Consider the following 12,989-nt stretch of genomic DNA (forward strand, 5'->3'; position numbering starts at 1 on the left):
AGGCGGAATCTAGCAATGATCGCGGCGGCGGCGCAATGGCGGGTCCGTTTCGGGTGAATCTTGCGGCGGTCGGCCGGTTCAGGTCTTGCGCCAGCGCCAGTGGCCGGCCTCGCCGAGTTCCAGCACGGCATCGTACTGCTTGGCGTGGTCGTCGCGGTCGCGCTTGCCGAGATGGCCCATGGTGATGAGGGTGATGTCGTGCTCCTGCATCAGCTTGAAGATCAGGTCGCGGACCTCGACCGCCAGATCGCGCCCGGGATTGGCCATCACCGCGAAACGCGGTTTCGCCAGCAGGATGCGCGCGAAGGACACCAGGCGCTGCTCGTGGGCGGACAGCAACGTGTCCCAGTCGTGCTCGACATCCAGCCCGCCCGCGCGGCCGATGATTTCCGCGGCGTTGAGCAATCCCAGCATGGCGTGGATCTGCGCGTCGCTGGGCGACACCTGCGCATGCACCGGCGTCAGCGACTGCCGCAGGGTGCCGGGCGGCAGATAGGGCTTTTCGGGCAGGAACAGGATGGCGTCCAGCGCCGGCCGCCGGACCAGGCCCTTGCCGGCATCGTAGATGCCCGCCGTCGCCTTGAACAGCGCATCGCGGGCAACCTCGTCGCCGGTCACCAGGACCCATGTCCCATGGGGAATGCGGACATTGAGATCCTTGACCAGCACACGCTTGTCGCTGGGCGAGAGCAGGGTCAGCTTCTCGTAGACGATTTCGCCGTCTTCCTCGCGGACATCGAGGCCGGACACCGTCTCCGTCTGGGCCAGCTCGATCACGTACCAAAGGTTGATCAGCCGCTGGATCACCGCGGCATAGGAGGACAGCGACTGGAACTGGGTGACGATCAGCGAGAAGGCGCCGACCAGCGTCGCAAAGGCCATGGCCGACTGGGTGACGACGCCGAACTCCACCCGGCCCTGGATATAGAGCGGCGCCACCAGCAGGACCGGGATGATCTGGATCAGCCAGTTGTAGCCGGTGGTGAAAAAGCCGAGCCGGCGATTGACGCCGATGATGGCCAGGAAATTGTCCGTCAGTTCCTGGAACTGCCGCAGCAGGCGTGGCCTGATGCCGGCCTCGTGGTGTAGCAGCGAGATGGATTCGGCCTTTTCCCGCACGTGGATCAGGCAGGAACGGAAGGCGGCCTCCTTGTCCAGCTGCTTGTAGTTGAGATCGACCAGCGGGCTGCCCAGCCGGACGGTGACGTAGGAACCGACGAAGGCATAGGACAGGGCCGCGCCGAACAGCCATGGGTTGATCATCCACAGCACGCCCGAGAACGCCACGACCGTGAAGACGCCGTTCAACACCATGAGGATGAACGACAGGGTCACGGTGGTGAAGGCCTTCACATCGTCGGCGATGCGCTGGTCCGGATGCTCGACGCCGCTCTGGCGGATGAGGTCATCGTTCATCCGGTAATAGGTGGGAGGCGTCACATACAGCTTGATGAACTCGGTGGTCATAAACTGGCGCCAGACCAGGCCAAGCTTTTCCTCGCAATAGCGCAGCACCACGGCCACTACCGTGGAGGCGGCAAACACCAGGACGTAGTAGACCGCCTCGCGCATGAACACGTCGGTGTTGCGATCCGCCAGCGCGGTCATGAAATCGCGGCCGACATAGCTGTTGAGGATGTTGAGCACGTTCACGCCCACCAGCAGCGCGATCAGGGCAATGAACAGCGTCAGGGCCGTGTTACCGTACTCGGAGCGCCGGAAATTGGCGATCAGCCGATGGAACAGTCCCCAGCCCTGTTCATTGATGGGAAGTCGGAACATGCGGATTCAGCCCGGTTTGCGTTCAGCCCGATGGTTAGCTGGTAGGATATTAACAGTGACGCTGGGCGGGGAGCGAATCTTGCGCTCCACCTCGCCAGCGACAGCGTTGCCGCGGCGTCCCCCCGGGGCTCGCGCCCGTACTGGCAGCGCGGGCCGCCTGTCGTGCGCCCGATCCCCAACCCGAACCCCAAGGCCGCGAACTGCCGCACCCGACTCTGGAGCTATGCCCATGCACGCCAAACTGGCCCGGAAACTCGCCCTCTGCCTGCTGCTGACCAGCCCTGTCCTGCCTCATCCGGCGCATGCCATCGCCTATTGGGGCACCTATGGCGCGACGCTCTGGAACACGCCATCCGGCAACTTCACCGATGAGGACTGGCAGCTGTTCGAAAGCACGCTGCAGAAAACCCTGGACACCGCGCCGGACGGCCAGCCGATCGCCTGGTCCAACCCGGCGACCAAGGCGTCCGGTGAATTTACCGTGCTGAAGACCGTCAAGCGTGGCGATCGCGACTGCCGGCAAGTCAAGATCATCGGCATGGCCCGCGGACTCCGGCGGGTCACCGGCATCGCCTTCTGCCACGAGGACGACGGCAGCTGGAAGGCGGTCTCCGGCAAGGGCCGGCAATAGACCGGACGGCGCCTCTCCCCGACTCGCCGCATGGTCCACAAGCAGCCCGCTTATTACCTCCAGCACCTGGCCGACGACATACCGGCCGGCATTGTCGTGTTCCTGGTGGCGCTGCCGCTGTGCCTGGGCATCGCCCTGGCCTCGGGCGCGCCGCTGATGGCGGGCATCGTCACCGGCGTGGTCGGTGGCGTGCTGGTCGCCTGGCTCAGCGGTTCGCAGCTCAGCGTCAGCGGCCCCGCCGCCGGCCTGACCATGATCGTCTCGCAAGCCATCGACGCGCTGGGCAGCTACCCGGTGTTCCTGTCCGTGGTGGTGCTGGCCGGCATGATCCAATTGCTGCTGGGCTTCCTGCGGGCCGGCGTGATCGGAGCCTATTTTCCCTCGGCGGTCATCAAGGGCATGCTGGCCGCGATCGGCCTGATCCTCATCCTCAAACAGATCCCCCATGCGCTCGGCTACGACGCCGACTTCGAGGGCGACGAGACCTTCCTGCAAAGCGACGACCACACCACGCTGACCGAACTGCTGTATTCGGCCCAGGCCCTTTCACCGGGCGCCATGCTGGTCAGCGGTGTTGCCCTGGCCATCCTGCTACTGTGGGAAACCCAAGCCATACGTCGCCGACGCTGGCTGGCCCTGGTGCCGGGGCCACTGGTCGCCGTCGTCTGGGGCGTCTGCTGGCAGGCTTTCAGCCGCATCCACGCGCCGGAATGGGCCATCGCCGAAACCCATCTGGTGAACCTGCCCAGTGTCAGCGGACTGCGCGAGGTCGCCAGCCAGTTGCCGGGGCCGGACTTCAGCCAGTGGCGCAATCCACGCGTCTACCAACTGGCCCTGACCCTCGCCATCGTCGCCAGCCTGGAAACCCTGCTCAGTCTGGAGGCCGTGGACAAGCTGGACCCCCTGAAACGGGTGGCGCCGACCGATCGCGAGCTCAAGGCGCAGGGCATCGGCAACCTGGTCAGCGGCCTGCTCGGTGGCTTGCCCATGACGGCCGTGATCATCCGCAGCTCGGCCAACATCCAGGCGGGCGGCAAGACCCGGGTCGCCTGCTTCGTTCATGGCGCGCTGCTGCTGTCGAGCGTGCTGTTCCTCGGCCGCTACCTGAACCAGATTCCCCTGGCCAGCCTGGCCGCCATCCTGCTGCTGACCGGCTACAAGCTGTGCAAGCCGGCCCTGCTGCGTGAGATGCACGCCAAGGGCGCCAGCCAGTTGGTGCCTTTCCTGGTCACGGTGGTCGCGATCCTGCTGACGGACCTGCTCAAGGGTATGGCCATCGGCCTGGTGTTCGGCGTCTATTACGTGATCCGCAGCAATTTCCATTCCGCCATCGTCCTGACCCAGAACGGCCGTCACTATCTGCTGCGGCTGCAAAAGGACGTCTCCTTCCTGAACAAGGCGCCGCTGCGGCAGGCGCTCGACCGCGTCGACGGAAACAGCTATGTCATCATCGACGGGACACGCGCCCAGTTCATCGACCATGACATCCTGGAAACACTGGAGGATTTCATCGTCAACGCGGTCGACAACAACATCCGGGTCGAGCTGAAAAATGTCAACGGCATCAGCTACCTGCCCATGCCGCTGCCGCCTGCCGGCACACCGGCCACCGGGCCCTGACCCGGCCATCCGCTTCCCAGCCATCGAGGAAACCATGCGATCCCTGCTTTTGCCCCTGTCCTGTATCCTGAGCCTTTCACTCGCCGGGCCCGTCCTGGCCACACCCAAGAAAACGGAGAAACAAGCTGTGACCACCCCCGCCCCCCAAGTCAAACTCGAAACCAGCCTCGGCGACATCGTCATTCAGCTGGAGGCGGGCAAGGCCCCGGTGACGGTCGAGAACTTCCTCGGCTACGTCAAGGACGGCCACTACGACGGCACCATCTTTCACCGCGTGATCGCCGGTTTCATGGCCCAGGGCGGCGGCTTCACCGAGCAATGGGCGCAGAAACCGACCAAGGCGCCGATCCGGAACGAGGCCGACAACGGCCTGCACAACAAGCGCGGCACCATCGCCATGGCGCGCACCTCCGATCCGCAATCGGCCACCGCGCAGTTCTTCATCAACTATGCGGACAACGCCTTCCTCGACTACAAGAGTCCGACGCCGCAGGGCTGGGGCTATGCCGTGTTCGGCGAGGTCGTCCAGGGCATGGACGTGGTCGACAAGATGGCCAGCGTGCCGACCGGCCGTGGTGGTCCCATGCCCAGCGACGTTCCGCAGACCGCCATCGTGATCAGGAAGGCCAGCGTCGTCGCGGCCCACTAGCCCGCTGCGGGATCGGCACAGCGACCGTATGGCCCTGCGGCCGGAAGCGCTGTTCATCTCCGACCTGCATCTGACGGCCGACCGCCCGGCCGTGGTGGAGCGCTTCCTGCGCTTCTGCCACGGCCGGGCGGCGGGTGCGGAGCGGCTCTACATTCTCGGCGACCTGTTCGACGCCTACCTCGGCGACGACAACGAGGCCTGGCCCCACGACGCCATCCGCATGGCCCTGCGGCGCCTGAGCGACGCCGGCACGGCGGTCTTCTTCCAGCATGGCAACCGCGACTTCCTGCTCGGCGAACGCTTCTGCCGCGCGACCGGCACGACCCTGCTGCCGGAGGCGGCGGTGGTCGACCTCTACGGCACCCCCGCCCTGCTCCAGCATGGCGACCTCCTCTGCACCGACGACCTCCAGTACCAGGCGGCCCGGCGACGGGTCCGCTCGCCGGCCTGGCAGGCCCACGCGCTGGGCAAGCCGCTGTGGCTGCGCCAGCTCTACGCCCGCTGGTACCGTTTCAAGAGCGGCCTGGACAAGGGCGGCAAGACGCGGGAAATCATGGACGTCAACGGCGACGCCGTGGCCGAGGCCTTTCGCCGGCACGGGGTACGCCGCCTGATCCACGGCCATACCCACCGGCCCGGCCGCCAGGTCATCACCATTGACGGCATGGCGGCGGAACGGTGGGTGCTGCCGGAGTGGAATGGGCGGGAATGGCTGCTGGTGGCCGATCGCCGCGGCCTGCGGGAAGAGCCCCTGGCCTGACCGGCAAGCGTCCAGAACCGTCTAGGGCGCGGCAGCGCCCAGCCCGTCCAGCCGCGCCAGCTCGGTCTCGCTGAAACCGGCCTGGCGCCGGGCCGCCCGGTTGAAGGGACCCCGCACCCCGCCCTGGATATAACGCCGGATGAGCGCAAAATAGGTCTGCTCGGCATCCAGCCCGCGCGCGCCGGCGACATGCCGGAACCAGCGGCTGCCCAATGCCACGTGGCCGATCTCCTCGCGCAGGATGAGTTCGAGCACCGCCACGCTGTCCGCATCGCCCGCCGCCCGCAGCTTGTCAATCATGGCCGGCGTGACATCCAGGCCGCGCGCCTCCATGAAGCGCGGCACCAGCGCCAGCCGGTGCAGGACATCGCCGGCGGTCTGCTCGGCCAGTTCCCACAGCCCGCGATGCGCGGGCAGGTCGCCATAATCGGCGCCCAGCGATCGCAGGCGCGCGCGCACAGCCTTGAAATGGCGGGCCTCCTCGATCGCCACGCCCAGCCAGTCGCGGTAGAAAGCGTCCGGCAGCCCGCGGAAACGGTAGGCGATGTCCCAGGCCAGCAGGATGGCGGTGAATTCGATGTGGGCCACGGCATGCAGGAAGGCGATGCGTCCCTCCGGGGTATGCAGCGACCGGCGCGGCAGTTCACGCGGCTCGACCAGCAGCGGGCGCGGCGGAAAACGCACGGCATCCGCCGGCACCGGCGGTTCGGGGACATCGAAACGGAGCTCGCCACCCGCCAGCCAGCCTTCCGCCGCATGGGTCGCCGCCAGCTTGGCCTCGATCTCGGGTTGCAGCAGGCAGTCGCTCGCCAGCCGGTGAAAATGCATGTGGGTCATCGTGAATCGGGTGAATGCGGATGCCGGCGCTGTGCGAGCAAGGGCCAGCCCCCAGTCCGGGCCGGGATAGCCTGTCGGCGGTATACAATTCGCTGACCGAATCCGGCAACAGCGCAGCGATGACGCCCGACACCTACCGCCCCCGCCTCCCCGACCGGCCCCGCCGACTCCAGCGCAACACCCACCGCCGGCGATTGGGGGGCGTCTGCGCGGGCCTTGCCGATTATACGGGCTGGGACGTCAACCTGATCCGCTTCCTGTTCCTGCTGTCGATGTTCTTCGGCGGCCTGGGCATGGGCATCTACCTGGCGCTCTGGCTGGCCTTGCCCAGCACCGAGGAACTGCCGCTGCCGCGGGTGTCCTGGTCGCTGCGGCGCCAACTCGGGCGCCTGCGGAAGCAGGTGAGGCGCATCAGTCGCAAGCACGACGCCCTGGTCGCCGACCCGGTCCTGGCCTGCTTCGAATCGGTGAAGCTGATCGCCGCCGACTTCGAGGCCGACAGCCCGCACCCCGCGGACGACCGGCTGCGTCAGCTCGCCCTGCGGCAATTCCCCTGGCTGCTGGACAGGATCCTGGCGATGCCGGCGCAACCGTTCCGCGGCCAGCCATCCGCCGCCGCCGAGGCCGTGCTCGAACAGCTGGCCGCGCTGGGTCAGAGTTTCGAGGCGGCGGCCCGCGCGGTCGTGGAGCGCGATTTCCTCGCCAGCCTCGGCCAGCCTCGGCCGGACACGCCGGAACTCGCGGCCTGGCGCCAGACGCTGGCGCCCCTGGAGGCGCAATTGCGGGCGCGCAGCGGCACCGACACCCTGGCCGTGCTGGAGGGCATCGCGGACAAGCTCGGCTTCCTGCTGCAGCGGCTGGAGCAGCGCCCGGAGGACCGGGACGTCCTCGACCTGCGCCCGCACGAGATACGCAAGATCGCCTTCGAATATCTCCCCGACGCGCTGAGCGAGTATCTGCGGCTGCCCGCCGACCTGGCCCGCACCGCCAGGCTCCGGGGCGGCAAGACCGCCGAGGAGGCCCTGGGCGATCAGCTGCGCCTGCTCGACACCACCCTGCACGACCTGGCGAAAAGCCTGTTCGAAAGGGATGCGACCGGCCTGCTCGTCCACGGGCGCTTCCTGCGGGAAAAATTCGCCGCCCAGCCGTTTCGGCTGACCGATTCCCCCACGTCGGAACCTGCCCCATGAGTGCCTACGCGATCCACCATGCCTCCCTGGTCGTCCGCGACCTCGCCGCGGCCAGACCCTTCTATGAAGACATCCTCGGCCTGGCCCTGTCGCCGATGCGGCCCGACAAGCCGTTTCCGGGCGTCTGGTACCAGGTGGGCGAGCAGCAGATCCACCTGCTGGTCTGCCCCGAGGCGCTGCAACCGGAAATCCGCGACGTCTACCCCGGCATGCAGCGACATGTGGCCCTGCGGGTGCGCGATCTCGACGGGTTGCGGCAGAAGCTGGCGGCGGCCGGCATCGCCTTCGAGGCCAGCCGTTCGGGCCGCCCGGTGGTCTTCTGCAAGGACCCGGACGGCAACAGCTTCGAGCTAATCGGCGATTGAGCCCGCCACGCCGCAGGAGGACTCTCCGGCATCGTGCCAGCCGGGATCGGCGTCGATGAGGTATTTCTTGGCACGGAAACGGCGCAGGGTCGCCTCGGCATCGTCGAGATCGCGATTGGCCCGGGCCACCCAGTCCTCGCCCCAGTAGAAGTTGCAGGAGGTCTCGGCGCGCAGCAGGCGCCAGTGGGCCTCCTCCAGGACGGATTGTTCCTGCCCGCCCAGCTCGCGCTGGCCGGCGGCCTGCATGGCATCGTGCACCTCGGCGCTGACCACGGCCAGGCGGTCCAGCGTGTGTTGCTGGGCTTCCGAGCCGGTCCACTGGGCAAACTCCCGCCCGTCGTGCCATTCGGTGTTCCAGGCGCCGGTGGTGACGGTGACCTCGCCCAGGGTGCCGAAGCGATCCAGGTAATCCGACAGGAAGACCGGCCGAATGTCGCCGCCGTCACGCGCATCGTCGAGCAGGTGACGGTAGAACCCGCCCCAGAAATTGGCCTCGTCGTCGGTATTGCGGAACCAGGCGCCGTTCTCGCCATCGCAGGCGGTCGTGACCAGCGGCTCGAAATCGCAGTGGCCGGTACGCTCGGCCACCAGTTGCTGGAAGGCCGGGTAGTCCAGCCCGTCGGCCATGGCGCCCGAGAGCTGGCGATCGCGGACGACGACGATGATCTCATCGCTGCCCAGGCGGGCAATATGCGGGCGGTACAGCCGTTCCGCCTCGGTCATCGGCGTCAGCGCACGCACATGCTCGCAGTCGACCAGCACATAGCGATACCCGAGGCGCTTCAGCAGCGGAATCAGGGTCATCGAGAACCCCATTTCCGGTGGCCAGAAACCCGGGAACGCTTCCCGCCAGAACAGATGCCGGGCGATACCCTGCCAGCGCTGCAGATGCTCTTCGCGATCGGCCTCCGGAATCAGCGGCAGGATCGGGTGGTAATAAGCGGTACCGAGAATGTCGATAATGCTCCGGTTTTGCAGATGCCAGAGCAGCGCCCCGCAATCAACGATACCGTAGACATTCTGCTGGAAGACGGGACAGGACAGGGTTTCCAGCAGGCTGCCGGACGGCGACAGGTGAACGCGGGCCGTGTCTTCGTAAGCCCAGAGAAAGCGGGCGATGCGGTCGTAGGCGTAGAGAATCTCGCGCGCCTCCCAGGGCTTGCTGGCCAGGAGCTGTTCGAGATTGCCGTGTGGCTGGTGCAGGTTGAGGACAAGCGCGTGATGGACGACAGGCATGCGTATTACCGTAATCTTGAGCCGGGCAAGGCCATGAATGTCATGGAAACGGGACAGCCCGCCCCAGGATAGGGAGACGGGTGTGCAAAAAACCCCAATTATGAAGGCGATGCACCGGAAAGGGGACCTCAAACTCCTAATTTTGGGCATATCAGCCGGTAACAGACTTTTTACACCCACCGGCATCGCTGTTACAGCGGGGGTTTGCCGCGGAGCTTGGCCGGCCGGACGCGAAACCCGGGCCTTGCCACGGCGGAAAGCCCATGCCTTGCGCGGTGGCGGCCGGTCACGTAACGTATGAGCTTGTCTGCCCGAGCCTGGATCGACCCGGCCACCGGCCGGCCCGCATACCCCACCCCATGGGCCTCACGCCATCGAGACGCATCTTGCCACGATACCCGCATGCTGCTGGAAACTGAGGCGAAAAATCTCTTTGCCCTGCTGAATCCCCGCCTCGTTCCCGGCGCCGGCCTGGTCATCCAGTTCATCGCGGCCACGCCGGGCGAGGGTACCTCGACCCTGTCCCGTGACTTCGCCCTGGTCGCCAGCCGGCATACCCGCTACCCGGTGCTGCTGCTCAACCTGGACCTGAACGACAGCGCGCACGAGCAAGGTTTCGGCGACCTGGTGCGTCAGCCAGCCGATACCGTTGACCCGCTGGCCAGGCCGGCGGCGATCGATGCCGGGCTGCTGTACCAGGCCGGCGGCCATGACCGCGATTACCGCCTCGACTTCATCGCCACCGGCAGCAGCGCCCTGTACTACAGCCGCCTGCGGGGGTACAAGCCCGATGCCCTCTGCCTGGCCAACTCGCCGGACTTCTGGTCGGCCGTGCGCGAACGGTTCGTGCTGACCATCGTCGATTCGCCGCCGGCCTCCGCGTCCTTCGATGGCATCAGCGTCAGCGGCAGCATGGATGCGGTGGTCATCGTCGTCGCTGCCGAGGCCACCCGCGCGCCCGTGGTGGCCTCGCTCAGCGAGCGCCTGCGGGCCCAGGATGCCCCCCTGATCGGCACGGTACTGAACAAGCGGCGGTTCTACATCCCGCAGCGCGTCTATCAGTGGCTGGAGAGGCTGTAGATGGCGCTGCGGCCCGCCCACCCTTCGCCAGGGCATGGCGAACCTGGCCGGACGCGCCTGAGCGGACCTGGCGGCAAGCCGTTCGCGCCGATCCGCTGCCCCTTGATCCTGACGCTCGGCGCGCTATCCCCGCTGGCCTGGGGCGGACCCGGCGACGACCATCCCGGCGGCTATTTCATCACCCCGCCATCCTATGGTCACGCGCGACCGGAAGAGGCGCACGGCGGCTGGCTGGCACCGGACGCCGACGCGCCGTCGCCACCGTCGCACTCCTACACGGCCACGGATAACATCCAGGACCCACCGCCGCCCTTCGTCTACCTGGTCGGACGCAAGCGGCGCGATCTGGCCGGTGTGCACAGATTCCAGCAGGAAGACCAGATCCTCGATACCTGGCTGCGGTTCTACCCGCGCAACCTGAAGTTCGCCCTCAAGCAGGGCTCGGGAACACCGCGCTGGCCGGCCATCCAGTCCATGCGCCTGTATACCCGGGGTGGCTTGCCCTACAAGCAATGGGACACCCTGCCCGGCAGCCAGCACCCCGTGCTGCAGGTGGTCTCGGAGGGCCGTGTCGTCAACCGCGCGGATGGCTCCATCGCCGACTTTCGCCCTGTGGGTCCCAGCGTCGTCGACCTGTTCATCGGCGATGACGGCAGCATCGCCAGCCGCCACATCCCCCTGGAACTGGAAATCGTCACCCTCGACGGCACCCTCCGGTTCGCGGTCCAGCGACGAAGCCTCCACGATAACCGCGCCGATTGAACCGGGACCGACCCATGGCTTTGCTCATCGCCCCCTTCCGCCGCATCCGCTGGCTGCCGGCGCTCGCCCTTCTGCTCCAGGCTTACGGGTGCGCCCACCTGGAGCCCGTGGAACGACCGCCGGAAAAACCCGAGGCCTGGAACCAGCGGGAGGCCGAATACACCCTGCTGCCCGGCGACGAACTGGACATCAAGCTCCTGTACAACCCGGAATTCAGCGACCGCGTAATCGTGGCGCCCGATGGGCTGGTGCACCTGGATCTGATCGGCGCGGTCAACGTGCTGGACAAGACGCCGGGACAGGTCGCGGAGGACGTGCGGCAGCGTTATGCCCGGGAGCTGAGGCACCCCGATGTCAACGTGACGCCGCGCATCTTCGGCTCGCAGGCGATCTTCGTCGCCGGCGAAGTCAACAAGCCCGGCATGCTCAAGCTGGCCCATGGCATGTCGGTGCTGCAGGGCGTCATGGAGGCCGGCGGCCTGCTGGAAACCGCCAACCTGGAGCAGGTCATCCTCTTGCGTCGCACGCCCCGGAACACGTCGATGCTGAAAACCCTCAACCTCAAGGACATCCTGGAAGGCAAGACGCCCGCGGCCGACATCCCCCTGCACCGTTTCGACGTGGTCTTCGTACCGCGGTCCGACATCGCCGAGGCCGATGTCCGGGTGTCCCAGTATGTCGACAAGCTCATCCCCATGCAGAGGCAGCTGTTCATCGGCTACTACCCCGGCCTGGTCAACTGAGGCGTGTTCCCGGCGCGCCTAGCGCTTGCCCGTCTCCTCGGTGGCGGGGGCGGCGGGCAGGCAGATCCCCGGTGGCGTGAACGCCGTCTTGAAATAGCAGCGATAGCCGGGCAGGCAGTCCACCCCCAACTCGCAGCTGTCCCCCGGCTTGCGCGTTGCCAGAGGCCGCGGACGCGCCTCCGGTTTCGATACCCTGAAATCCGTCGACGGCACCCAATCGGCGCATTGCCCCTGGGCATAGGCCCCCGGCAGATACAGGCAATGGCGGTTGGGGCAATCCAGGTCCGAACGGCATCCGGTGGCCCAGGCGATCTTCGCCAGCAGCAGCCACGAGGCAGCCAACAGCCGAGCCCGCCATTTGCCTGCATACCGCCTTATTTCCACAGAGGACCGATACGACATCCCGGTAATGCTCCTCGCGTCATCGCCTGGAAGTAGCGCAGCGCGGCTGTCCCGGCTCATCGATCCTGCCGCTGCGCGGCAGCGGTAAGCCGGAAGCCACCGGGCCAGCCCGGAAAGCGCCAGGCTCCCGCGCCCCTACTGCCTCTTTTCGGCTTCTTCCCTGGCGTCAGCAGGATATTCCAGGCGATCCGGCGCATACCGATAGAGCGGCTGGCTCGGGGCGCGGGTAGTCGTGGTGACCGGCCGCGGGGCGACCGGGACCGGCGCCTGGGTCCGCACCGGGCGATCCTCCGGCTTGGTCAGCACGGGATAGACACCGCTGCGCTGATAGCTGAACTCGCCGAGCGGGCGGTTGAAGGTAAAGCCCGCCGGTCCCACCACCAGCGCGTTGCCGACGCGCAGGAAGGCGTCATGCGGCGGCGCGGCAGAGGCAATGGCGGTGAAGGGCGAGGTCGCCACCAGCAGCCCTACCCCGCCGATGGTCATGGCCAGGCCGAACGGGCGCAGCAGCAGGAGGTCGGCCACCACGCCGGGCGCGCCGAGGTTACGGCCACGGCCATAGCCATAGGCATTGCCGTAGTTGCCGCTGTCGTCATAGGTGCTGGCGGAGGTCGGCGGATCGGCGGCGGCGGGCCCGGCGGTGTTCAGTCCCAGCGTCAAGGCCAGCAGCGCAGTGCGTGTCAGTGTCTTCATGTCGTCCCTAATGGCGCGGACCGCGTCCGGTCCCGTTGAACAGCTTCCGGGACCCGCCCGGAACCGATGATTAAGCCCGCGCAGTGTAGCAAGCTCCGATGGCGGCCGTGTCGTCTCGCCGACACCGGCCCCGGTGGCGCCGCCCAGGGCAACAGGCGCCCCCGCGGTCGCTACGGATCTCGCCGGTCGCCCGGCCGGGTGGCGCCTGGCGGGTTTTTGCGGGCGGCTGGCCGGCTTCT

The 12,989-nt window shown here is 67.2% G+C and carries 14 protein-coding genes; 9 read left to right on the top strand and 5 right to left on the bottom strand.

Going from position 1 to position 12,989, the window contains the following annotated elements:
* Positions 1 to 78: 78 nt before the first annotated feature.
* Positions 79 to 1,782: an ABC transporter ATP-binding protein/permease gene (locus ACH5N8_RS08420; protein ID WP_483280990.1), complete on the bottom strand. Its 1,704-nt coding sequence runs from the start codon at positions 1,780 to 1,782 to the stop codon at positions 79 to 81.
* Between the two features lie 229 nt (positions 1,783 to 2,011).
* On the opposite strand from ACH5N8_RS08420, the gene ACH5N8_RS08425 reads away from it, so the two are divergent.
* From ACH5N8_RS08425 to ACH5N8_RS08440, 4 genes are read left to right on the top strand one after another with little or no spacing between them, the layout of a single operon-like run.
* Entirely contained in the window at positions 2,012 to 2,413 is a 402-nt protein-coding gene (locus ACH5N8_RS08425; protein ID WP_483280991.1) for a hypothetical protein, read from the top strand.
* A 30-nt stretch (positions 2,414 to 2,443) separates the two neighbouring features.
* Positions 2,444 to 4,033, top strand: a complete 1,590-nt coding sequence (locus ACH5N8_RS08430; protein ID WP_483280992.1) for a SulP family inorganic anion transporter — start codon at positions 2,444 to 2,446, stop codon at positions 4,031 to 4,033.
* Between the two features lie 34 nt (positions 4,034 to 4,067).
* Positions 4,068 to 4,682: a peptidylprolyl isomerase gene (locus tag ACH5N8_RS08435; protein WP_483280993.1), complete on the top strand. Its 615-nt coding sequence runs from the start codon at positions 4,068 to 4,070 to the stop codon at positions 4,680 to 4,682.
* A 28-nt stretch (positions 4,683 to 4,710) separates the two neighbouring features.
* The gene (locus ACH5N8_RS08440; protein WP_483280994.1) at positions 4,711 to 5,442 is read left to right on the top strand and encodes a UDP-2,3-diacylglucosamine diphosphatase; all 732 of its coding nucleotides are present in this window, start codon (positions 4,711 to 4,713) and stop codon (positions 5,440 to 5,442) included.
* A gap of 21 nt (positions 5,443 to 5,463) precedes the next feature.
* Here ACH5N8_RS08440 and ACH5N8_RS08445 read toward each other — a convergent pair whose 3' ends face one another.
* Positions 5,464 to 6,279, bottom strand: coding sequence for a ferritin-like domain-containing protein (locus tag ACH5N8_RS08445; RefSeq protein WP_483280995.1), 816 nt, complete (start codon positions 6,277 to 6,279; stop codon positions 5,464 to 5,466).
* Positions 6,280 to 6,398: 119 nt separating this feature from the next.
* On the opposite strand from ACH5N8_RS08445, the gene ACH5N8_RS08450 reads away from it, so the two are divergent.
* Positions 6,399 to 7,469: a PspC domain-containing protein gene (locus ACH5N8_RS08450; protein WP_483280996.1), complete on the top strand. Its 1,071-nt coding sequence runs from the start codon at positions 6,399 to 6,401 to the stop codon at positions 7,467 to 7,469.
* On the top strand, positions 7,466 to 7,834 hold the full coding sequence (locus ACH5N8_RS08455; RefSeq protein ID WP_483280997.1) for a VOC family protein: 369 nt from the start codon (positions 7,466 to 7,468) through the stop codon (positions 7,832 to 7,834). Before ACH5N8_RS08450 ends, ACH5N8_RS08455 begins: the two co-directional genes overlap by 4 nt.
* On the opposite strand, the gene ACH5N8_RS08460 is transcribed toward ACH5N8_RS08455, so the two are convergent.
* Complete coding sequence (locus ACH5N8_RS08460; RefSeq protein ID WP_483280998.1) at positions 7,820 to 9,070, bottom strand: glycoside hydrolase family 57; 1,251 nt, start codon at positions 9,068 to 9,070, stop codon at positions 7,820 to 7,822. The genes ACH5N8_RS08455 and ACH5N8_RS08460 overlap by 15 nt on opposite strands.
* 402 nt (positions 9,071 to 9,472) lie before the next feature.
* Here ACH5N8_RS08460 and ACH5N8_RS08465 point away from each other — a divergent pair, with 402 nt between their 5' ends.
* From ACH5N8_RS08465 to ACH5N8_RS08475, 3 genes are read left to right on the top strand one after another with little or no spacing between them, the layout of a single operon-like run.
* Positions 9,473 to 10,150 (top strand): P-loop NTPase family protein, encoded by a 678-nt coding sequence (locus ACH5N8_RS08465; protein ID WP_483280999.1) that lies wholly within the window; start codon positions 9,473 to 9,475, stop codon positions 10,148 to 10,150.
* Positions 10,151 to 10,912, top strand: coding sequence for a hypothetical protein (locus ACH5N8_RS08470; protein WP_483281000.1), 762 nt, complete (start codon positions 10,151 to 10,153; stop codon positions 10,910 to 10,912).
* 14 nt (positions 10,913 to 10,926) lie between these two features.
* Positions 10,927 to 11,655: a polysaccharide biosynthesis/export family protein gene (locus ACH5N8_RS08475; RefSeq protein WP_483281001.1), complete on the top strand. Its 729-nt coding sequence runs from the start codon at positions 10,927 to 10,929 to the stop codon at positions 11,653 to 11,655.
* Positions 11,656 to 11,673: 18 nt separating this feature from the next.
* Here the strand turns inward: ACH5N8_RS08475 and ACH5N8_RS08480 are convergent, their stop codons facing one another.
* Positions 11,674 to 11,997, bottom strand: coding sequence for a hypothetical protein (locus ACH5N8_RS08480; RefSeq protein ID WP_460027723.1), 324 nt, complete (start codon positions 11,995 to 11,997; stop codon positions 11,674 to 11,676).
* Positions 11,998 to 12,192: 195 nt separating this feature from the next.
* On the bottom strand, positions 12,193 to 12,750 hold the full coding sequence (locus ACH5N8_RS08485; RefSeq protein ID WP_460027722.1) for a hypothetical protein: 558 nt from the start codon (positions 12,748 to 12,750) through the stop codon (positions 12,193 to 12,195).
* Positions 12,751 to 12,989: the final 239 nt, after the last annotated feature.

The sequence above is a fragment of the Methyloparacoccus sp. NF-16 genome (assembly GCF_056880625.1).

Coding starts and splice junctions, on each gene's coding strand:
- ACH5N8_RS08420 (WP_483280990.1), bottom strand. CDS start 1,782: ATGTTCCGACTTCCCATCAATGAACAGGGCTGGGGACTGTTCCATCGG.
- ACH5N8_RS08425 (WP_483280991.1), top strand. CDS start 2,012: ATGCACGCCAAACTGGCCCGGAAACTCGCCCTCTGCCTGCTGCTGACC.
- ACH5N8_RS08430 (WP_483280992.1), top strand. CDS start 2,444: ATGGTCCACAAGCAGCCCGCTTATTACCTCCAGCACCTGGCCGACGAC.
- ACH5N8_RS08435 (WP_483280993.1), top strand. CDS start 4,068: ATGCGATCCCTGCTTTTGCCCCTGTCCTGTATCCTGAGCCTTTCACTC.
- ACH5N8_RS08440 (WP_483280994.1), top strand. CDS start 4,711: ATGGCCCTGCGGCCGGAAGCGCTGTTCATCTCCGACCTGCATCTGACG.
- ACH5N8_RS08445 (WP_483280995.1), bottom strand. CDS start 6,279: ATGACCCACATGCATTTTCACCGGCTGGCGAGCGACTGCCTGCTGCAA.
- ACH5N8_RS08450 (WP_483280996.1), top strand. CDS start 6,399: ATGACGCCCGACACCTACCGCCCCCGCCTCCCCGACCGGCCCCGCCGA.
- ACH5N8_RS08455 (WP_483280997.1), top strand. CDS start 7,466: ATGAGTGCCTACGCGATCCACCATGCCTCCCTGGTCGTCCGCGACCTC.
- ACH5N8_RS08460 (WP_483280998.1), bottom strand. CDS start 9,070: ATGCCTGTCGTCCATCACGCGCTTGTCCTCAACCTGCACCAGCCACAC.
- ACH5N8_RS08465 (WP_483280999.1), top strand. CDS start 9,473: ATGCTGCTGGAAACTGAGGCGAAAAATCTCTTTGCCCTGCTGAATCCC.
- ACH5N8_RS08470 (WP_483281000.1), top strand. CDS start 10,151: ATGGCGCTGCGGCCCGCCCACCCTTCGCCAGGGCATGGCGAACCTGGC.
- ACH5N8_RS08475 (WP_483281001.1), top strand. CDS start 10,927: ATGGCTTTGCTCATCGCCCCCTTCCGCCGCATCCGCTGGCTGCCGGCG.
- ACH5N8_RS08485 (WP_460027722.1), bottom strand. CDS start 12,750: ATGAAGACACTGACACGCACTGCGCTGCTGGCCTTGACGCTGGGACTG.